This window comes from Aminobacter sp. Piv2-1 (genome assembly GCF_037625995.1).
Taxonomy (GTDB): Bacteria; Pseudomonadota; Alphaproteobacteria; order Rhizobiales; family Rhizobiaceae; genus Aminobacter.
In genome coordinates, this window is sequence record NZ_JARKMU010000005.1 from 307,899 (window position 1) to 327,433 (window position 19,535).

At 64.7% G+C, this 19,535-nt stretch carries 22 protein-coding genes and 1 tRNA gene; 16 read left to right on the forward strand and 7 right to left on the reverse strand.

What is annotated here, in order from left to right; translation table 11 throughout:
* The first annotated feature begins 98 nt into the window (after positions 1 to 98).
* From AmiPiv_RS11850 to rpsI, 3 genes are all read left to right on the forward strand, one after another.
* Positions 99 to 563, forward strand: coding sequence for a PaaI family thioesterase (locus AmiPiv_RS11850; protein ID WP_340037656.1), 465 nt, complete (start codon positions 99 to 101; stop codon positions 561 to 563).
* A gap of 215 nt (positions 564 to 778) precedes the next feature.
* Positions 779 to 1,240, forward strand: coding sequence for a 50S ribosomal protein L13 (gene rplM / locus AmiPiv_RS11855; RefSeq protein ID WP_340037657.1), 462 nt, complete (start codon positions 779 to 781; stop codon positions 1,238 to 1,240).
* 2 nt (positions 1,241 to 1,242) lie between these two features.
* Entirely contained in the window at positions 1,243 to 1,716 is a 474-nt protein-coding gene (rpsI, locus tag AmiPiv_RS11860; RefSeq protein WP_340037658.1) for a 30S ribosomal protein S9, read from the forward strand.
* Positions 1,717 to 1,851: 135 nt separating this feature from the next.
* Here the strand turns inward: rpsI and AmiPiv_RS11865 are convergent, their stop codons facing one another.
* The 3 genes from AmiPiv_RS11865 to AmiPiv_RS11875 all read right to left on the reverse strand — a co-directional run bounded on the left by AmiPiv_RS11865 (position 1,852) and on the right by AmiPiv_RS11875 (position 3,566).
* Positions 1,852 to 2,163 carry a BrnA antitoxin family protein gene (locus AmiPiv_RS11865; RefSeq protein WP_340037659.1) on the reverse strand — a complete coding sequence of 104 codons (312 nt, stop codon included), beginning with the start codon at positions 2,161 to 2,163 and terminating at the stop codon, positions 1,852 to 1,854.
* Complete coding sequence (locus tag AmiPiv_RS11870) at positions 2,160 to 2,408, reverse strand: BrnT family toxin (protein ID WP_340037660.1); 249 nt, start codon at positions 2,406 to 2,408, stop codon at positions 2,160 to 2,162. The genes AmiPiv_RS11865 and AmiPiv_RS11870 overlap by 4 nt, the downstream gene beginning before the upstream one ends.
* 90 nt (positions 2,409 to 2,498) lie before the next feature.
* On the reverse strand, positions 2,499 to 3,566 hold the full coding sequence (locus AmiPiv_RS11875; RefSeq protein WP_340037661.1) for a glycerophosphodiester phosphodiesterase family protein: 1,068 nt from the start codon (positions 3,564 to 3,566) through the stop codon (positions 2,499 to 2,501).
* A gap of 188 nt (positions 3,567 to 3,754) precedes the next feature.
* Between AmiPiv_RS11875 and speB the strand changes: the two genes are divergently transcribed.
* The 3 genes from speB to AmiPiv_RS11890 all read left to right on the forward strand — a co-directional run bounded on the left by speB (position 3,755) and on the right by AmiPiv_RS11890 (position 6,571).
* Complete coding sequence (speB, locus tag AmiPiv_RS11880; protein WP_340037662.1) at positions 3,755 to 4,711, forward strand: agmatinase; 957 nt, start codon at positions 3,755 to 3,757, stop codon at positions 4,709 to 4,711.
* A gap of 87 nt (positions 4,712 to 4,798) precedes the next feature.
* Positions 4,799 to 5,731, forward strand: coding sequence for an N-acetyl-gamma-glutamyl-phosphate reductase (gene argC / locus AmiPiv_RS11885; protein ID WP_340037663.1), 933 nt, complete (start codon positions 4,799 to 4,801; stop codon positions 5,729 to 5,731).
* Complete coding sequence (locus AmiPiv_RS11890) at positions 5,732 to 6,571, forward strand: aminoglycoside phosphotransferase family protein (protein WP_340037664.1); 840 nt, start codon at positions 5,732 to 5,734, stop codon at positions 6,569 to 6,571.
* Here AmiPiv_RS11890 and AmiPiv_RS11895 read toward each other — a convergent pair.
* Entirely contained in the window at positions 6,561 to 7,655 is a 1,095-nt protein-coding gene (locus AmiPiv_RS11895; protein ID WP_340037665.1) for a COX15/CtaA family protein, read from the reverse strand. The two genes, AmiPiv_RS11890 and AmiPiv_RS11895, sit on opposite strands and share 11 nt — an antisense overlap.
* A 166-nt stretch (positions 7,656 to 7,821) precedes the next feature.
* Between AmiPiv_RS11895 and AmiPiv_RS11900 the strand changes: the two genes are divergently transcribed.
* Positions 7,822 to 8,031, forward strand: coding sequence for a DUF2842 domain-containing protein (locus AmiPiv_RS11900; protein ID WP_340037666.1), 210 nt, complete (start codon positions 7,822 to 7,824; stop codon positions 8,029 to 8,031).
* 4 nt (positions 8,032 to 8,035) lie between these two features.
* Here AmiPiv_RS11900 and AmiPiv_RS11905 read toward each other — a convergent pair whose 3' ends face one another.
* Entirely contained in the window at positions 8,036 to 9,094 is a 1,059-nt protein-coding gene (locus tag AmiPiv_RS11905) for a polysaccharide deacetylase family protein (protein WP_340037667.1), read from the reverse strand.
* Between the two features lie 90 nt (positions 9,095 to 9,184).
* Between AmiPiv_RS11905 and AmiPiv_RS11910 the strand changes: the two genes are divergently transcribed.
* Positions 9,185 to 10,387, forward strand: a complete 1,203-nt coding sequence (locus tag AmiPiv_RS11910) for a GNAT family N-acetyltransferase (RefSeq protein WP_340037668.1) — start codon at positions 9,185 to 9,187, stop codon at positions 10,385 to 10,387.
* Between the two features lie 4 nt (positions 10,388 to 10,391).
* Here the strand turns inward: AmiPiv_RS11910 and AmiPiv_RS11915 are convergent, their stop codons facing one another.
* Positions 10,392 to 12,581, reverse strand: coding sequence for a GumC family protein (locus AmiPiv_RS11915; protein WP_340037669.1), 2,190 nt, complete (start codon positions 12,579 to 12,581; stop codon positions 10,392 to 10,394).
* 192 nt (positions 12,582 to 12,773) lie between these two features.
* Here AmiPiv_RS11915 and AmiPiv_RS11920 point away from each other — a divergent pair, with 192 nt between their 5' ends.
* The 8 genes from AmiPiv_RS11920 (at position 12,774) to AmiPiv_RS11955 (ending at position 19,230) form a co-directional block, all read left to right on the forward strand.
* Positions 12,774 to 13,340 (forward strand): polysaccharide biosynthesis/export family protein, encoded by a 567-nt coding sequence (locus AmiPiv_RS11920; protein ID WP_340037670.1) that lies wholly within the window; start codon positions 12,774 to 12,776, stop codon positions 13,338 to 13,340.
* A gap of 18 nt (positions 13,341 to 13,358) precedes the next feature.
* A complete protein-coding gene (locus AmiPiv_RS11925) occupies positions 13,359 to 14,540 on the forward strand; it encodes a glycosyltransferase family 4 protein (RefSeq protein ID WP_340037671.1) in 1,182 nt (393 codons plus the stop codon).
* A gap of 53 nt (positions 14,541 to 14,593) precedes the next feature.
* Positions 14,594 to 16,129, forward strand: a complete 1,536-nt coding sequence (locus AmiPiv_RS11930; protein WP_340037672.1) for an undecaprenyl-phosphate glucose phosphotransferase — start codon at positions 14,594 to 14,596, stop codon at positions 16,127 to 16,129.
* Positions 16,126 to 17,364 (forward strand): O-antigen ligase family protein, encoded by a 1,239-nt coding sequence (locus AmiPiv_RS11935; protein WP_340037673.1) that lies wholly within the window; start codon positions 16,126 to 16,128, stop codon positions 17,362 to 17,364. Before AmiPiv_RS11930 ends, AmiPiv_RS11935 begins: the two co-directional genes overlap by 4 nt.
* A gap of 213 nt (positions 17,365 to 17,577) precedes the next feature.
* Positions 17,578 to 17,820, forward strand: coding sequence for a hypothetical protein (locus tag AmiPiv_RS11940; protein ID WP_340037674.1), 243 nt, complete (start codon positions 17,578 to 17,580; stop codon positions 17,818 to 17,820).
* 207 nt (positions 17,821 to 18,027) lie between these two features.
* On the forward strand, positions 18,028 to 18,270 hold the full coding sequence (locus tag AmiPiv_RS11945) for a hypothetical protein (protein WP_340037675.1): 243 nt from the start codon (positions 18,028 to 18,030) through the stop codon (positions 18,268 to 18,270).
* Positions 18,271 to 18,472: 202 nt separating this feature from the next.
* A complete protein-coding gene (locus AmiPiv_RS11950) occupies positions 18,473 to 18,709 on the forward strand; it encodes a hypothetical protein (protein ID WP_340037676.1) in 237 nt (78 codons plus the stop codon).
* Between the two features lie 269 nt (positions 18,710 to 18,978).
* A complete protein-coding gene (locus AmiPiv_RS11955; RefSeq protein WP_340037677.1) occupies positions 18,979 to 19,230 on the forward strand; it encodes a hypothetical protein in 252 nt (83 codons plus the stop codon).
* Positions 19,231 to 19,356: 126 nt separating this feature from the next.
* On the opposite strand, the gene AmiPiv_RS11960 is transcribed toward AmiPiv_RS11955, so the two are convergent.
* Positions 19,357 to 19,433: transfer RNA gene (locus AmiPiv_RS11960), tRNA-Pro, on the reverse strand.
* Positions 19,434 to 19,535 lie beyond the last annotated feature (102 nt).

Here is a 19,535-nt window from a genome sequence, read left to right on the forward strand (position 1 = left end):
GTTCCCAATCGTGCCTTGCTGGCGCCCGATCGAGGCGCATGCCGTGGAACCATGATGATGCCGGAACCGCAGTTTCCGGAAATTGGGATGGAATTGCAATGCCGGAACAGAACGGACTGAAGCCGATGCTGGACGCGAGGCAGGTCGACGAGCTGCTCAGACGCGTCTACCCGCAGCTCAACGAGCACTACGACTTCTACCAGACGGTCGAGGTCTTTCCGGGCGGCTGCACGGTGCGGCTGAACGCTGACGAACGGCACCTGAGGCCCGGCGGAACGGTTTCCGGCCCGTCCCTGTTCACGCTGGCCGACATCGGCGGCTATGTCTGCGTGCTCAGCCATGCCGGACCGGACGCATTGTCGGTGACCACCAACCTCAACATCAACTTCATGCGCAAGGCCGAGGCCGGGCCGATCGACGGCCATTGCCGCATCCTCAAGCTCGGCAAGAGCCTGATGGTGTTCGACATCGACATCGTCGCCGGGCCCGACCGGCATACGGTGGCGCATGCAACCGGCACCTATTCGATCCCACCGAGGCGCTCAAATGATACGGTAAAATAATACCACATTCACAACATATTGTTTTTTCTTAATTTTTTGTCGTAACTGCGTCGTCGGCAGGCTTGACGACCGGTTCAGCCTCGCCTATAAGCCCGAACCGAAGCAGCGGCCCGCAATGGCCGCCGTTTTGTTATTGGCGCGCGGCTCGGGCTTCTCGCCAATGAAAGCAACAAGAAACGCCTTCTCCGGAAGGTCCCAAACGAAAGCATGTAACCATGGCAACCTTTTCGCAGAAGCCTGCGGACGTGGTGAAGAAGTGGGTGCTGATCGACGCCGAGGGTCTCGTCGTCGGCCGTCTCGCCTCGCTCGTCGCCAACATCCTCCGCGGCAAGAACAAGCCCACCTTCACGCCCCACGTCGACGACGGTGACAATGTCATCATCATCAACGCCGACAAGGTCGTGTTCACCGGCAAGAAGTACACCGACAAGGTCTACTACTGGCACACCGGCCACCCCGGTGGCATCAAGGAGCGCACCGCTCGCCAGCTGATCGAAGGCCGTTTCCCCGAGCGCGTGCTCGAGAAGGCCGTCGAGCGCATGATCCCGCGCGGCCCGCTCGGCCGTCGCCAGATGAAGAATCTCCGCGTCTATGCAGGCGCCGAACATCCGCATGTCGCCCAGCAGCCTGTGACGCTCGACGTCGGCGCGCTGAACGCGAAGAACAAGAGGGCTTGATAATGGCTGATCTTTCCTCGCTCGCAGAGCTCGGCACCGTCGCCGCCGTCCAGCCGGCTGCTCCGGTCCACGTCCAGAAGCTCGACAAGAGCGGCCGCGCCTATGCCACCGGCAAGCGCAAGGACGCCATCGCCCGCGTCTGGGTCAAGCCCGGCTCCGGCAAGATCGTCGTCAACGGCAAGGAATTCGGCGCGTATTTCGCCCGTCCGGTGCTGCAGATGATCCTGAACCAGCCGATCGTCGCGGCTAACCGCGTCGGCCAGTACGACATCATCGCCACCGTCGTCGGCGGCGGTCTGTCGGGCCAGGCCGGTGCCGTCCGTCACGGCATCTCGAAGGCGCTCACCTACTACGAGCCGGCGCTGCGCGGCGTGCTCAAGAAGGGCGGCTTCCTGACCCGCGACAGCCGTACCGTCGAGCGTAAGAAGTACGGTAAGGCCAAGGCCCGCCGTTCGTTCCAGTTCTCGAAGCGCTAAGCGTTTCGCCGACCTCGGATATGGAAAAGGCCGCCTCCGGGCGGCCTTTTTCTTTGGGATGCACCGCAACGCTTGCGCAAATGATCGCGGGGACACCCGAACAAGCCCTACACGCAGGACACGCCACTGGCGCAACTACCCCACTTTGGCCTTATCGAGCACTTCGCTCATCCGGGATTGCCACCCCTTGCCAGTGGCCTTGAATTTGGCAACGGTCTCCGGGTTGAGCCGGATCGTCACGGGTAGTTTCGTCTTGGCCAGAGGTGGCCGACCGCGCCTGGCTATCTCCTGCTCCATGGCCTTGGCCAGATCAGGGAACACCTCGGCAAAGGGCTTCGCTTGCGCAAGCTGTTCGTCTGTGAGTTCGGGCGCCTCCAGATCTCCTGCGATCTGACGCTGGATTTCGGCCTCTTCCTCGTCGGTGATTGGCTTGTGCTTGACCGTCATGACAGGCTCCTTTCCTTGCGGCTGGCCGGGCGCATCGAGATTATCGAGAGCGCTTCCGAGCCCACAGGCTTGAATACGACGGCGGTCACCATCTGCCCGTTCAGTTCGCTCACGGCTACGAAGCGCCCTTCCTTGGCTGCGGCGACGCGCGCCGACAGGAAGAACTCGAACGACAGATCAGCAAAATCCAAGCCGTGCTTGGTCAGGTTTGTCCGGCGCTTCGGTTCGTCCCAGACGATTTTCATATAATGTATGTACGTTAATTCATCAACACAAGCAACGAGTAGTTGTACGTACTATAATCCTGCGAGTAGAGGTGACCGCCTAACCGCTTGTCAGTTGGTCGGCGATTGAGGTGAAGCCGCCTGCCCCGCGGCGGACGCCACGGCCTCGTTCGTGTCGGCATAGGGCACCCGGTAGCCGTTGGCCGCCAGCCAGTCGACGGCCGCTCTCGGCTCGTCGGTCTGGATCATGGTGGCGCCGCGGTCCGCCCAGAAGCCGAACACCTCGTTAGGCAAGCCGGCTGCGACCGCCAACTCGTCGCCGCGCCCGCCGGCAAGATAGCCGCCCGGCTTGTTGACGATGGCGTGGGTGTCGACCCAGAGGTGCCAGTTGCCGCGCACCGCGGCCGCCCTCACCCGCGCCGAAAACAGCGGGCCGCCGGTCTCCGTCATGCTCGCGGCATCGCCGCGCCAGGCGATCATCTCCACCGCACTCGCGGCGAAGGCCTTGCCGGCCGCTTCGACGAAGGCGGGATCGCGCACGGCGTCGTCGGCCATGATCGGCATGAACTGGAAGCCGCCGCCAAGTCGCGCCATGGTCGCCTTGACCGTGGCGAGGCGCTCGGCGTTCCACAGGTTCGCCTTGACGACGACCTGCGCCTCCATGCCCATGGCGCGCGCCAGCGCCACCATGTCGACGAGGTCGGCGGTCTCCAGCTTGTTGTCGAGATTGACCAGGATCCTGTCCTTGGCGACTGCGAGGAACTCCTTCAGCGTCGGCACCGGCTCGGCGGTGACGGCCCCGGTCCCCTCGACAACGAGACGGCATTTCCTCAGTTCGTCCATGCTGAGAGCGACGACCTCGCCCTTGCAGTTCGTGGTTCGGTCGAGCCAGCTGTCATGCATGACGATCAGTTCGCCGTCCTTCGACCTGCGAATGTCGATCTCGACCATTTCGGCGCCGACGGCGATGGCATCGCGCAGGGCTGCAAGCGAATTTTCGGCAAAGCGCTTCTTGCCGTCCTGCAGTCCACCTGCCCTGTGGGCCACGACCATCACATGGTCGCGCCATTGGTTGGCGTCGCCGAAGCGCTCCAGTATCTGCTCGGCGCGCGAGCCCGCCTGTGCCTCGAGGCCAAGGCCCAACAACAAAGAAATCGCGCCTGCCAGAACCGCTCGCATGGGAATCGCTCCGTGCCCGTGGATGCCGGCTAGCTCCTAGGCAACGGCGATGACACGGGCGTGAAGCGCGCATGACAGGGCGATGAAGGCGGCTGCCAGACGGGTTTCGCCATGGGGCTGGCATGTTCGGCCCGGCTTCTGTAGTTCTTGCGCCCTCGAATTGCGAAAGACCGGATAGGAGACTGCCCATGCCCGCTTCGTCGATCGATCACGCCTTCACCGCGCGGAACTCCAAGGGCCGTTCGGGTGATCCGACCTATGCGGGCGCGTTGTCCTTCATGCGGCGCAAATATTCGAAGAACGTCGCCGGTGCCGACGCCGTCGTCTGGGGCATCCCCTTCGACGCGGCCGTCACCAACCGGCCCGGCGCGCGCTTCGGTCCGCAGGCGATCCGCCGCGCCTCGGCCATCTTCGACTGCGACCCGCAATATCCGTTCCAGCGCGACCTGTTCGACGACCTGGCAGTAGTCGACTATGGCGACTGCCTGCTCGACAGCGGCAACCATCAGAAGACGCCGGCCGCGATCGAACGGGAAGCAGCGAAGATCCTGAAATCGGGAGCCTTCCTGCTCACCCTCGGCGGCGACCACTTCGTCACCTGGCCGGTCCTCAAGGCGCATGCGGCGGTCCACGGGCCGATGGCGCTGGTGCAGTTCGACGCCCACCAAGACACCTGGCCGGACGACGGCAAGCGCATCGACCACGGCTCGTTCGTGGCGCGCGCGGTCAAGGACGGCATCATTGATCCCGACCGCTCGATCCAGATCGGCATCCGCACGCATGCGCCCGACGACTGCGGCATCAAGATCCTCTATGGCCACGAGGTCGAGGAGATGCGCGCCGCCGACATCGCCTATGCGATCGTCGAGCGCACCGGCGGCCGCAAGACCTACGTGACCTTCGACATCGACTGCCTCGACCCGGCCTATGCGCCCGGAACCGGGACGCCGGTGGCCGGCGGCCCGTCGTCGGCCAAGATCCTCTCGGTGCTGCGCCAGATGAACCAGATCGACATCGTCGGCGCCGATATCGTCGAGGTTGCGCCGGCCTACGACCATGCCGATATTACGGCCATCGCCGGCTCGACGGTCGCGATGCACTATCTCGGCCTGCTGGCCGAGAGGAAGGCGCGCGGGAATGGCTGAGACGATGATTCAAGGACTTTCGGCCCAGAGTCCGAATTTGGCCACAAGCCTCTGACACTGCTTATTTTTCGACGGAACGACAGGCACATGAAACCGAAAATCTTCATCGACGGCGAGCACGGCACCACCGGTCTGCAGATCAGGTCGCTGCTCGCGGGGCGAAACGACATCGAGGTGATTTCGGTGCCTGTCGAGCGTCGCAAGGACCTGGCGGCGCGCAAGGAGTTCCTCAACGCCGCCGACGTGGCGATCCTCTGCCTGCCCGACGACGCTGCGAAGGAAAGCGTCACGCTCATCGAGAACGACACGACGCGGGTGATCGACGCTTCGACGGCGCATCGCGTCGCCGAAGGCTGGACCTACGGCTTCCCGGAGATGGACGAGGCACAGACCAAGGCGATTGCCGCGTCCAAGCGCGTGGCCAACCCCGGCTGCTGGCCCCAGGGCCCGATCGCCGGCCTGCGTCCGCTCATCACCGCCGGCCTGTTGCCGGCCGACTTCCCCGTCACCATCAACGGCATCTCCGGCTATTCCGGCGGCGGCCGGCAGATGATCGAGGATTACGAAGCCCAGGGCGAGAATTCGCCGGAATTCCTGCCCTACGGGCTGATGCTCAAGCACAAGCACGTTGCGGAGCTGCGCGCCTATGCCAAGCTGGCGCACGACCCGATCATGCAGCCGGCGGTCGGCAACTTCGCCCAGGGCATGATCACGATCGTGCCGCTGCAGCTGGGCCACCTCGCCAAGGTGCCGACCGGCAGGGAACTGCACGCCGTGCTCGCCGGCCACTATACCGGCCTGAAGGGCGGCGTGGTCGACGTCGCACCGCTGGTCGATTTCGAGCGCAGCGGCGATATCCAGCCGGAGATCTACAACGGCACCAACAAGATGAAGCTCTATGTCAGCGCCAACGACAGCCGGGCGCAGGCACTGCTGATCGCCGTCTACGACAATCTCGGCAAGGGCGCGTCGGGTGCTGCCGTGCAGAACCTCGACCTGATGCTCGGGCTGCATCACTGAATGGACCAGGCGGTCTTTCCGTCTCACTGGAACGTCGCCGACCCTCAGCTCATCGCAGAAACGTTCTCCAGCCGTATCTGGAAGGTGCGGCTGGCCGACGGCGCCCCGGCGATCGTCAAGGCACTGAAGCCATTCGACGACGTCGCCGATGAGCTGCGCGGCGCGCATTATCTCGGCTGGCGCGGCGGCGTGGGCGCCGTGAGGCTGCTCGGTCTCGAAGGCCGGCAGATGCTGCTCGAATATGCCGGCGACCGGTTGCTGGCAGATGAGCTGAACGACCGTGGCGACCGCCATGCCACCGACATCGCCAACGAGGTGCTGGCGCGGCTGTTTTCGCCGTCGGACGCCCCTGCTCCCGCCGACCTGCAGCCGCTCCGGCAGCGTTACGAAAGCCTGTTCGAGAAGGCACGAGCCGATCGCGACGCCGGCGTGGAAAGCCCCTATGTCGAGGCAGCCGTGATTGCGGAGCGCCTGCTGTCAGATCCGCATGATGTGCGGGTGCTGCACGGCGACCTGCACCACGACAACATCCTGCTCGGCGAGCGCGGCTGGCTGGTGATCGACCCCAAGGGCATACTGGGCGATCCGGGCTTCGACGCGGCGAACCTGTTCTACAACCCGCTCTACCGCCACGACCTCAGCCTCGATCCCGAACGCATCGCCTACATGGCCGAGAGCTTCGCCAGGACGCTCGGGCAGCGCCCAGACGCCATCCTCGACCACGCCATCGCCTGGGGCTGCCTGTCGTCGTCCTGGTATGCCCAAGACAAGAACGAGGAAGACGAGGCGAGCGAACTCGCCGTCGTGGCGGCGATCCGCGGCGTACGGGCTAGATTCTGACCTCGATCTCGTTGTCCAGTGGATAGGCGCCCTTGGTGGCGCGCCAATGGGCGGTGGCGAAGATCAGCACGAACAATGCAAAGGCCTGGTGCAGCAGCGCCCAGTGCATCTGCGCCTGCGCGAGCAAGGTGCCGACCCCGATGGCCGCCTGCGCGAGGATCAGCAGCGCCAGGACCCAGGCACGGCGGGCATGCGTCGTCCTCGGCGCGATGCGCACAGTCGAAAACACGTGCCAGAGAGAGACCGCAAGCAGCGTATAGGCGAACATGCGGTGGACGAATTGCACCGTCTTCGGGCTTTCGAAGAAATTGCGCCAGAGCGGCTCGATGACCAGGAGGTCGCCGGGGACGATCGCACCGTCCATCAGCGGCCAGGTGTTGTAGCTGAGGCCGGCATGCAGGCCGGCCACCAGTGCGCCGAGATAGATCTGGAACAGGATCAGAAGCACCATAATGCCGGCGAAGCGCTGGACGCTCCGGCCGGCCGGCCTTTCGGAATAGACCGCAAGGCCGCGGGCGATGTAGGCGACGGCGATGACGATGATGCAGGCGAAGGTCAGGTGGATCGCCAGCCTGTACTGGCTGACGGAGACGCGCTCGGACAGGCCCGAAGCCACCATCCACCAGCCGACGAAGCCCTGCAGGCCGCCGAGCGCGAGAAGGCCGACCAGCTTGGGCTTGAGACGGCTTTCGAGACGGCCGGACAGCCAGAACAGGGCCAAGGGGATGGCGACGAGGAAGCCGACGCCGCGGGCGAGCAGGCGATGCGCCCATTCCCACCAGAAGATGCCCTTGAACTCGTCGAGGGTCATGCCCTTGTTGATCTGCTCGTATTGAGGGATCTGCTGGTATTTTTCGAACTCTTCCTGCCATTCGGCCTGGTTGAGCGGCGGGATGACGCCGTGGATGGGCTTCCATTCGGTGATCGACAGGCCCGAGCCGGTCATGCGGGTGGCGCCGCCGACCATGACGAGGGCGAACAGCACGAGCAGCACGACATAGAGCCAGCCGCGCACCCAGGAGCGGTTACGCAGTTCCCGGTTGCGGGCGGCCAATGGAGCGGCGGCATCGGTCAAGGCGGTCATGGCTATCGTTCCGGCACTTTCAAAACCGCGGGGACTGGTGGACCATCGCGACCCGGCTGGCAAGCTCGGGTTACGCGACACGCCGTCGCGCCGCAGCAGTGCCCGCCGTCCCAGGTTGCGCGGACGACGCCAAAAGACTATGCGGAGCCTCGAAAGGGAAGAAGAAATGCCCGTACGCGTCAAGAAGCTGATCGGTACCGTCCTTCTGGTGCTGCTGGTGGTCGTCTATGCGCTGGTCGCGACAATGGTGGCCGTGGCGCAGCTCGCGCAGTCCGGCGCCCTCGTCCATCTCGTCTTCTTCTTCCTGAGCGGACTGCTGTGGGTGCTGCCGGCGATGTGGATCATCAAGTGGATGGTCAAGCCGGCCAGCCGCTAACCGATCACACGGTCACCAGCCGCCTGCCGCGGTTTGCCATCACCGTGGTGGCCCCCGAAAGCATCGCCCGCATCGCAGCCAGATCCTGATGCCGCCCGTTGACCGACAGTCGCGGCAGGGCGTGCAGGTGCCCTGCATGCTCCGGCCTGAGCACGCCGTGCCGGGTGGTGACGGCCGACACATAGCCCGCCTCCTCCGCAAGCAGCGTCTCACGCCGCCCGACAGCTTCCGAATGACCGTAGGGATAGGCAAAGTGGCTCGGCGCCTTGCCGAGCTCGGCCTCGATCAGGCTGCGCGACCGGTGCATCTCGCGCAGCACCGCCTCCGGGCCGAGCCGCTTGAGATTGTAGTGGTTGACCGTATGTGCCCCGATGGTCACCAGCGGATGCCGGGCGATCTGCCTGACCTCGTCCCAATTCATCAGGAGTTTCGCGCTGGCCGCGTGCACATCCACGCCCGCCGCCCTGGTCCAGCCGTCGAGGACCTGGCGCTGGTCCGCCTCGGCGACCTCGTCGGTGAGGTAGGCCGACAGGCGGCTGAAGGCGGCCGAACGCCCCGCGGGGGTCGAGCAATCGAAGCTCGTTTCCGCTCCGGCCATCGAAACCGTCAGGCGCGCGGCCGATCTCACCAGTTCGTCGAGCCCTTCCCACCAGAGGTCGACGACACCGGAGGTCAGGCCGGGCGCGACATAGATGGCGATCGGTACCTCGTGGCGCTCGAGCACCGGCAGCGCCTCCAGCAGATTGTCGCGATAGGCGTCGTCGGCAGTCACCGCGGCAAACGGCTCGCCATCTCCGGGTGTGCGGAGGCGCAGGACAGCTTCTTCCATCGAGACGAACCGATAGCCCAGCCGCTTCATCTCGCAGATCAGGGCATCGAGAAATTGCGGCGTGATCGACAGGTGACGGTTGGCGCCGTCGGCGCGGCCGAGGCTGGCGGTCACCCGATGCAGCATGAGGATCACGCCGACATTTCCGACAAACGGCCTGGCGAGAGCGCTCAGGCCGGTATGACCGATCAGCAGAAAAGCGAGCTTCTGGGCGATCTCGGCTGCGTCGAGCATTCCTTCACCTTTGGCGCCTAGCCTGTCGGGACGTTTCGAACACGCCGCGACAAACCCCACAAACGATCCATAGGGGGGAAGGATTGAAGTATGGTTGACGCTATCGCCGCACGCAGTGCCGATGGCGCCCCGCGCCCGGCGCCGTCCAAGGCTGTTGCGGCTGCGCAGGCAGTGCCAACCACCGGTGCTTCGGTGGCCGCGTATCGTGATTTCGCCCGCACCGCGGTCCATGCGCCGCCACAGAGCCCGGACTGGGTGTCCGCCTGGACGGAAACCAACCGTACCGACGCGATCCTGGCCACGCTGCACAATGGAGATCGCCCCGTCCTGGCGCTGGCGCTGGCGGTCTGCCGCGAGGGACCGTTCAAGGTCGCCCGCTTCATGGGCGGCAGGCATGCCAACGGCAACTTTGCCATGGCCGACAAGGCCTGGCTTGCAACGGCGGCGGCAGCGGAAATCGACAGGCTGATGCGCGCGATCGCGCAGTCGCGCCCCGACATCGACCTCGTCGCACTCGAACGCCTGCTCGCCGATTTCGACGGCCTGGCCAATCCGCTGCTGAAGCTCCCTTCCTCGCCGAGCCCCAACGTGGCGCTGGCGGTCGATCTCGACGGCGGCTTCGAGGCCGTGCTCGACCGCACCCCCGGCAAGAAGAAGGCGAAGCGGCATCGCAGCCAGGAGCGCAAGTACGAGGCGGTCGGCGGCGCGCAGCGTCTGCTCGCCACGACGGAAGCCGAGACCGGCGCCATGCTGGACGCGTTCTTTGCCATGAAGGAACAGCGTTTCCGCGCCATGGGCATCACAGACGTATTCGAGCCGGCCGAAATTCGCTCATTCTTCCGCAAACTGTTCGCCGACGCCCTGAGACACGAGCGGCCTCCATTCGTCCTGCATGGACTGAAGGTCGGCGACACATATCGGGCCGTCACCGGCTCCAGCCGGGCCGGCGGCCGCTTCATCTGCGAGTTCGGTGCAATAGCCGACGACGAGCTGGCCCATGTCAGCCCGGGCGAATACCTGTTCTTCGACAATATCGGCGAGGCGTGCGGGCAAGGCTTCGCGATCTACGACTTCAGCGTCGGCGACGAGCCTTACAAGCGCACCTGGTGCGACCTCGAGCTACGGCACGCCGACGTCTATGTGCCGCTGACGATCAAGGGCCGTGCCTATGCGACGGGCATGCGGTCGGCCGCCGCGCTCAAGCGCTCGATAAAGGGCAACCAGGCGCTTTGGGCATTGATCAAGCGCCTGCGGTCGATGACGCGCGGCAAGGACCAGCCGGACGCGGACTGACGGCTCAGGCCGCCGAACGCGTCGGCACGGGCGCGTCGGGCAGGTCGTGGCCCACCGGCGTCACCAGGATCACGTCGTCATAGCCGCCGGCGCGCAGTCCGTCGGCAGCGTCGGCGATGTCGTCGTCGTGATCGAGGAAACTGACCAGCACCTCGGTGCCTTCGCCCACCAGGCGCCTGATCTCGCCGGCATCAGCCGGCCCGCACTCGACGACGACGATGTCGTAGGCCGTGGTCAGCGACTCCATGATGATCGGCAGGCGGTCGACTGCCCGCATCGCCCGCGCGGGGTCGGCCGTGCCCACCGGCATGACATCGCAATCCGAATAGTAGTCGGTGCGGATGACGTCGGTGAACTGCGCCTCCGCGGCAAGCAGGTTGGTGATGCCCGGATAGCGCCGGCCATCGAGCATCGGCCGCGAGGCGGCGCCCGAGGCGGTGAGGTCGAGCAGCAGTACGCGCAGTCCCGCATCGGCCATCTCGCGCGCCACCAGGACGGCGGTCGCGGCAGCCTCGTCGCCCTCGGGCGAGACGAAAATCGCGCGGGTCGCACCGCTCGCGATCAGCCGCTCGGCTGCGCCTTCGATGCCGATTGCCGCGGGCACGCATATGTCCACGTCCGTCACCGCGCCCGAAATGACTTGCGGCTGCACCGTTTCGTCGGGGCGCTCATCTTCGAGCATAAGGCGAGCCTCGCCATCCTCCCAGGGCAGCTCACCGGCGTCGTCGGCGAGGTTGGCCACCCGACGTGCGGGCATACCGACCTCGGTCACCGGCGCCACGCGTGCGCCGGGTGCCGAGCGCATGGCACGGCCCGAAAACAGCTCCTGCAGCAGGGTCACGATCGCCATGAGCAGGAGCGAGCCCGCGAACGCGGCGCCAACAATGGGCAGCACCTTGGGGAAATAGGCTTCCGAAGGCACGATCGCGCGCGAAAACACCCGTGCGTCGACCGGCAAATAGTTGCGGTCCTGGCGCGATGACGCCTCGCGATAGCGGGTGAGATAGGATTCGAGCAAGGCGCGCTGGGCTGCGGCCTCGCGTTCGAGCGCCCTGAGTTCCACCTCCTGCTCGGAGGCGCGGGCCGACTCGGCCTTCAGCGTGTTGAGATCGGCGATCAGTTGCTTCTCGCGAAGATCGGCCGTCCTCGCTTCGTTGACCATTCCCTTCAGCACCTTCTCGGCCTCGGCCCGGATCTGCGCGTCGAGGTCGGCCAGCTGCGAGTTCAGCGCCCTGATGCGCGGATGGTTGGGCAGCAAGGTCGTGGAAAGGTCGGCGATATCGGCCTTGAGCTGCACCTGGCGCTCGCGCAGCCGCTGGATCAGGCCGGACGACAGCACCTCGGGGATGGCATCGATGGAGCCGCCGCCCTTGAGCGCCTGGCGCACGCTCTGCGCCGTGGCCTCGGCCGCGGCCCGGCCGGCGCGCACCCTGGAGAGCTCACTCGAAAGCTCCGACAATTGCTGCGTTGCGAGAACCGAGTTGTTCTGGCCGACCAGCAGATCCGACTGCGCCCTATAGGCGGCAACGCGACCCTCGGCGTCTTTCACCCGCTGGGTCAGGTCGGCGATCTCGGGCTTGAGCCAATCGGTCGCCTCGGTGCTCGAGGCCAGCTTGGCATCGCGCTGGAACGCCATGTAGGCATCGGCGATCGCATTCGGCACGTCGGCGGCAAGCTTCGGGTCTTCGGAGGAAAACTGGATGACGATGACGCGCGACTTCTCGATACGATAGACGCTCAACTTCTCGCGGAACGCCTTGAGCACCCGCTCCTCCGGCGGCAACTCGCCGGGATCGCTCTTGAGACCGGCGATCACCAGAAGCCGCGCGAGGCTGGACATGTCGGCCGCTGCATCGAACTCCGGCCGGCTGGCCAGGTCGAGCTGCTTGGCGACCTGCTTCAGGATGTCGCTCGAGGCGATGACCTCCACCTGGCTGGCTACCCCCTCCTCGTCGAGGATCGGCCGTTCGGCCTCGCTGCTGCCGTCGGGCCGGGTGAAGACGGATTCACGCGTCTCGATCAGTATCCGCGTTTCGGCGCGATAATGAGGCGTGGCCAGCGACGCAAGTACAAACGCAAGCCCGGTCACGATTAGGGCAACAACAGCAAGGCGCCGCCAGTTCCTGACAAGACTGGCAAAGAGCTGACCGAGGTCGACGTCAACGTCACCTGCGCTGGACTGGACGGCAGACATGCATTCCTACTCCGAGGCTGAGCAGGATGAAGGTAAACAAACATGGTAACCCATCGGTTAATATCGGGCTCGCCCGCCAATATAGACCATGAGCCGCGGCGACTTTACCGACCATTAACCCTAACAAGTCGATAACTGGCACGAACCGCTCAACCGAGCGTGGCTCAAGCAGTCGAAGGTACGTCTTTTCAAATGAGCAGGTCCGTTCCCGTCCGTAACGCGCTTGTCGCCGCCATGCTCGTGGTTGCTGGGTGCGCGAGCTACAAGCCTGCTCCGGCCGCCTTCCACGAAGTGCTCGACCAGCCCTACAGGCTCGGCGCGGGCGACAGGATCCGCGTCACCGTGTTCGAGCAGGAAGGGCTGACCAACACCTACAGCGTCGACCAGTCCGGCTACATCTCCTTCCCGCTCGTCGGCGCCGTGCCGGCGCGCGGCTACACCGCCCAGCAGATCGAGAAGGCGCTGGCGGCGAAGCTGCGCGAGGGATACCTGCGCGACCCGGACGTGTCGGTCGAGATCGACAGGTACCGGCCGGTCTTCGTCATGGGCGAAGTCGGCGCGGCCGGACAATATTCATACGTGCCCGGCCTGACCGTGCAGAAGGCCATCGCCATGGCCGGCGGCTTCAGCGCGCGCGCCAACCAGGCCGACGTCGACATCACCCGCGACATCAACGGCAAGGTGATGACCGGCCGCGTGGTGACCTCCGACCCGCTCTTGCCGGGCGACACGGTTTATGTACGCGAGCGCCTGTTTTGAGCCGCAGCGGGGCGGAACGTGAGCGACAGACTTCGGATCGTCCACTGCTTCAGATCTCCGGTCGGCGGAATCTTCCGGCACGTGCGCGATCTGACGGAGGCCCAGGTCGAGGCAGGCCACTCTGTCGGCATCATCTGCGATGCATCGACGGGCGGCGCGCATGAGGACCGGCTCTTCGAAGCGATCGAGCCGATGCTGGCGCTCGGCATCAGGCGGACACCCATGCAGCGCCATATCGGCCCAGGCGATATCGCCGCGGGCTGGCGCACCTACAGGATCATCAAGGAATTGCAGCCGGACGTTCTGCACGGGCACGGGGCCAAGGGTGGTACCTATGCTCGAGCCTTCGGCTCACTGTTGCGGGTTTCAAGGTCTCGCGTGGCCCGCCTCTATTCGCCGCATGGCGGCAGCCTGCACTACGATGAACGGACGACGATGGGGAAGCTGTTCTTCGGGCTGGAACGCCTCATGGAGCGCTTCACCGACCACCTCCTCTTCGTGTCCGACTACGAGCGCCGCACATTTCACCGCAAGGTCGGCCATCCGCGCATAGCCAACAGCCTCGTCTACAACGGCCTCGGCGAAGCGGAGTTCGAGCCGGTGGCGGCCGGGCAAGACGCGGCGGACTTCCTCTATATCGGCATGATGCGCGACCTGAAGGGGCCGGACCTGTTCATCGACGCGCTCGCCCGCACGGGCCAGCACCTGGGCAGGCCGGTAAGTGCCGTCATGGTGGGCGACGGCGAGCACCTGCCCCGCTACAAGGCCCAGGTGGACAGGCTCGGCCTCACCGGCGAGGTGCGCTTCATGGACCCGATGCCGGCGCGCCAGGCCTTCGCACTCGCGCGCTGCGTCGTCGTCCCCTCTCGGGCGGAGGCGATGCCCTACGTGGTCCTGGAGACGCTGGCCGCCGGCAAGCCCATCATCGCCACCGCGGTCGGCGGCATCCCGGAGATATTGGGCAAGGCGTCCCCTGCCCTGACTTATCCGGATGCCGGCGACATTTCAGAAAAGATGGTGGCGGCGCTAGAATCGCCGTCCGGCTACGCGGCACTCATGCCCGGCATCGCCGAACTGCGCAGCCGTTTCAGCGTGACGGTGATGGCCTCGCAAGTAGAAGAGGCCTATCTTTCCGCCCTCGAACGCCGTCCCTGCCGAAACACTTTTGCCGGGCAGGTCGGTTGCTCAAGGGTTTCTTAGCCGATCTTTGCTAGGTCAGCCGGGTAATCCGATGGCTGACCTGCAGATCGACCATGAACAACCTCGACCCGAGCAAGCGCTTCACCCCGGATGCCGTCAAGGCGGCAGCCGCTGACGGCAAGGCTGATCGTTCGCCGCGCCTGAACAGCATTGCCCAGGAAGTGGCCACCCAGTACCGACGGGACACGATGTCCCCGGTCATGGTGAGCGGCGTCCTGCGCATCGTCGAATTCTCGCTGCTGCTCGGCTCGGGCATGCTCTTCTATCTCTACAATGTCGGCTTCCTTGCACATCTCGGCTGGCAGTACCCGCTGATCATCCTCTTGGCCTCCATCTCGGCGGTGCTGATCTTCGAGATCATGGACGGCTACCAGCTTCAGTCGCTGCTGCGGCCCGGCGCGACCATTGCCCGGATCGTGGTGTCCTGGTTCGCGACCTTCGCGCTCATGGCGGTCGTCGCCTTCTTCATGAAGGTGTCGGCGGATTTCTCCCGCCTGCTCTTCGCCGAGTGGTTCGCGGTCGGCCTCGTGCTGGTCGTAACCCTGCGCCTCGTCGTGGCCCGCTTCATCCGGCGCTGGGCGCGCAACGGCAGGATGGAGCGGCGAGCCGTCATCGTCGGCGGCGGCAAGGCAGCCGAGACCCTCATCCGCTCAATCGAGCAGCAGCCGTTCAACGATATCCGCATCTGCGGCATCTTCGACGACCGCGACGACCGGCGCTCGCCTCCGATCGTCGCGGGCTACCCGAAGCTCGGCACGGTGTCCGAACTGCTCGAGTTCGCCCGCATCGCGCGCATCGACATGCTGATCGTGTCGTTGCCGCTGACGGCGGAGACGCGCGTGCTGCAGCTGTTGAAAAAGTTGTGGGTGCTGCCGGTCGACATCCGGCTTTCGGCCCATTCCAACCAGTTGCAGTTCAGGCCGCGCTCCTACTCCTACATCGGCTCGGTGCCGATGCTGGACATCTTCGACAAGCCGATCAACGACTGGGATTCGGTCGCCAAGCGGACCTTCGACATCGTTTTCAGCCTGATCGGCATCGTCGCGTTCTCGCCGGTGATGATCGCCACGGCGATCGCCATCAAGCTCGACAGCAAGGGTCCGGTGCTGTTCAAGCAGAAGCGCCACGGCTTCAACAACGAAGTGATCGAGGTCTACAAGTTCCGCTCGATGTATGCCGAGCAGGCCGATCCGACCGCGCGCAAGGCCGTGACCAAGAACGATCCGCGCGTCACCCGCGTCGGCCGCTTCATCCGCAAGACTTCCATCGACGAGCTGCCGCAGTTCTTCAATGCGCTGTTCGGCAGCCTGTCGCTGGTCGGCCCGCGGCCCCACGCGGTCGCCGCGCAGTCGCACAACCTGCTCTACAACGAAGTGGTAGACGGCTATTTCGCCCGCCATAAGGTCAAGCCCGGCGTCACCGGCTGGGCCCAGATCAACGGCTGGCGCGGCGAGATGGACACGGACGAGAAGATCCGCAAGCGCACCGAATTCGACCTCTACTACATCGAGAACTGGTCGCTTTGGATCGACGTCAAGATCCTGTTCCTGACGCCGATCCGCTTGCTCGACACGGAAAACGCCTATTGAGCGCGATCACCCATGATCTGCCGCGCGCGGCAGTCAACGCCAAGCTGATCGGCCTGGTTTCGACCGGCGCGATCGCATTCGGGGTGCTGCTGTCGGGGTTCGTCATCCGCGAGCCTGCGCCATATGAAATCTACATGGCCGGGCTGATCGCCGTCTGGTCGGTGTTCGGGCTCACGCTGTCGCGCACCATCGCGCCACTGGCGGTGCTGCTGATCATCTTCAACATCGGCGGACTGATCTCGATGACGCAGATGGGGGATATCGGCAGCACCCCGCTCTATCTTGCCGTCTCCCTGTTCCTTGCGTTCACGGCCATCTTCTTCGCCGCCGTTACAGAATCCGACCCCAAGCTCTACCGGGTCATCTATTTGTCCTGGGTCGTTTCGGCCGTGGTGACCTCGTTGCTCGGGATCGTCGGCTACTTCGGCATCCTGCCGGGCACCGAGATGTTCACCAAATTCGACCGCGCGGCGGGCGCCTTCCAGGACCCCAACGTATTCGGACCGTATCTCGCCCTTCCCGGCATCTACCTGCTCCAGCGCATCCTCACCGGGAGCCCAGCCAGGATGGCTCTCTACACCGTGCCCCTGCTGATCATAACGGGAGGCATCTTCCTGTCCTTCTCGCGCGGCGCCTGGGGCCTGTTCGCGGTTTCGGCGATCCTGCTCACCGGCCTGCTCTTCCTCAAGAGCAGCAGCGGCAAATTCCGGCTCAGGATCGTCGTCATGAGCATCGCCGCACTCGCATTGCTCGCAGCAGGCCTGCTCATCGCCCTCCAGATCCCCAGCGTCGCCGAATTGTTCACCACGCGCGCCCAGCTGGTGCAGGAGTACGACGGAGCGCGCGTGGGCCGGTTTGCCCGCTACGGCATCGGCTTCCTGATGGCGCTCGAGAAGCCGTTCGGCATCGGCCCGCTCGTCTTCGGCCAGATCTATGGCGAAGACACGCACGACATCTGGCTCAAGGCGCTGATGGACTACGGCTGGCTGGGCTTCGCCAGCTACCTCGTGTTGATCGTCTGGACGCTCGCCGCCGGCTTTCGCATCCTGCTGCGCGACCGGCCGTGGCAACCCTACCTGCTCCCGGCCTATGTCGTCTTCATCGGCCACGTCGCTCTCGGCACGGTGATCGACACCGATCACTGGCGGCACTTCTACTTGCTGCTCGGCCTGATCTGGGGCGCGATCGCGCTCGAGGCGCGCCACCAGCGCGCCGTCACCTCTGCCGCCGGCTGACGCGAGCCGGCAGCACCAACCTCACGCATCACCCTCGATATTGTGAACAGTCCGGCACCAAAAGCCGGCTCACTTCCGTGTGACCGTTTTGTGAATCAGAGTGACCGTTCCAGCTATGGTAATCTGAAATGAAGCCGCCTATTTGAGCATGGTAAGCGAAACGACCAAAACAAAACGATCGGTTCCGCTGATAAAGCTGAAAGGAACTTCGAAATGAAAAAGATCATCATCGCTGCTTCGGCAGTCGCTCTCATGTCCGGCGCCGCTTTTGCTTCGTCCGCTGATGGCGTTGTTGGAAATTACAACGCAGATGTTCGCGTCATCACTCTTGAAGGCGGCAAGAGCTTCACCGTTCCGCGTGACGTTGCTGTGCCGTCGATCCAGTCCGGAGAGAAAGTCTCGATCCAGCTGAACGACGAAGGCGACCGCGTCACCGCTGTGCTGAAGTCGCTCTAAGGACTGCGGGCTGCCCTGCAAGGGCAACCCGAAAAACTGCCTCCCAAGCCGAAAATCGAAAGAGCCACGGGCCCTCCCAACCGTGGCCTCTTTCCAGCCGCCAAGCCGCCTCAACCAGCGAATGGACGGGCAGCCCGGCTCAATCCACGAGCGGAACGGCCGGATCACAAGATCCGCTTCCGCCGACAAGTTGAAAGGAATACGACCATGAAGAAGATCATCCTCGCTGCCTCCGCCCTCGCCCTGATGTCCGGCGCTGCTCTGGCATCGTCCGCTGACGGCGTCGTCGGCAACTACAACGCCGACGTCCGCGTCATCACGCTCGAAGGCGGCAAGAGCTTCACCATCCCGCGCGATGTTGCCGTGCCGTCGATCCAGGCCGGCGAGAAGGTCTCGATCGACCTCAACGACGAAGGCGACCGCGTCACCGCGGTGCTGAAGTCGCTCTAAGGACCTCGGACGGCCCTCCAAGGACCACCTGAAAGACAGCCTCCCAAGCTGAAAATCGAAAGAGCCACGGGCCCTCCCAACCGTGGCCTCTTTCCAGCCGCCAAGCCGCCAGCAAGTGGACAGGCAGCCCGGCTCAAACAGCAGGCGGAACGACCGGATCAGAAAGACCCGCTTCCGCCGACAAGTTGAAAGGAACATTACAATGAAGAAGATCATCCTCACCGCTTCCGCCTTCGCCCTGATGTCCGGCGCTGCTTTCGCGTCGTCCGCTGTCGGCGTCGTCAGCAGCTACAACCCCGACGTCCGCGTCATCACGCTCGAAGGCGGCAAGAGCTTCACCATCCCGCGCGACGTTGCCGTGCCGTCGATCCAGGCCGGCGAGCGGGTCTCGATCGACCTGAACGACGAAGGCGACCGCGTCACCGCCGTACTGAGGTAAGGCGACGGACTCCCCCCTTGGCAGCCTCCCAGGCTGCCAAGCGAAAAGCCACGGGCCCGCGCCCGTGGCTTTTTTTTGCATGGCCGTGGACGACGGGCGCGCAACGAGCGACGAGCGGCCAAGTTTCGCGCCGGACGGAACAATCATCCGTGAGCGCATTGTGTTTCGAGTTTACCGGAATGAGCGCAACCCCGGCCGACGGCGGCCGTAGCTTCGGGCATCCAGGCATCGACCCCGATGCCCCAAACGATCACCGAAGGAGAAATGCCATGCACAAGCTCGTTCTTGCTACCACCTCGCTCGTCCTGATCTCGGGCGCCGCCTTTGCATCTGAAGTCAACGGCGTGATCGCCAAGTTCAATCCCGCGGCTCGCGTCGTCACACTCGAAGGCGGCAAGAGCTTCACCATCCCGCGCGACGTCGCCCTGCCCTTGCTCCGGCGCGGCGGGCATGTCTCGATCCAGCTGGACGATGAGGGGGACAAGGTAGACAGCGTGCTGATCCCGCCCTCGATGATGTGACGGAACAAGGCCGGCGCCACGAGAGACCAACGTATCCGTGGCGCCGTCCGCCTATGAATTCGATGGAATCGCAATGCGCCTGTGCGAGGCGCTTGCCTAAGCAAAGCATTGCAGGGGAAGGGAAAATGGTCGGAGTGGCCGGATTCGAACCGACGACCCCTTGACCCCCAGTCAAGTGCGCTACCGGGCTGCGCTACACTCCGGACCGGTCGCGATGTATCTTGATAATACCGTCCCGGTCAACCCAAATCGGCGGCTTTTCCGTCAATCTTGTTCATAGTTTCGATCGGCGGACCGGATACAGC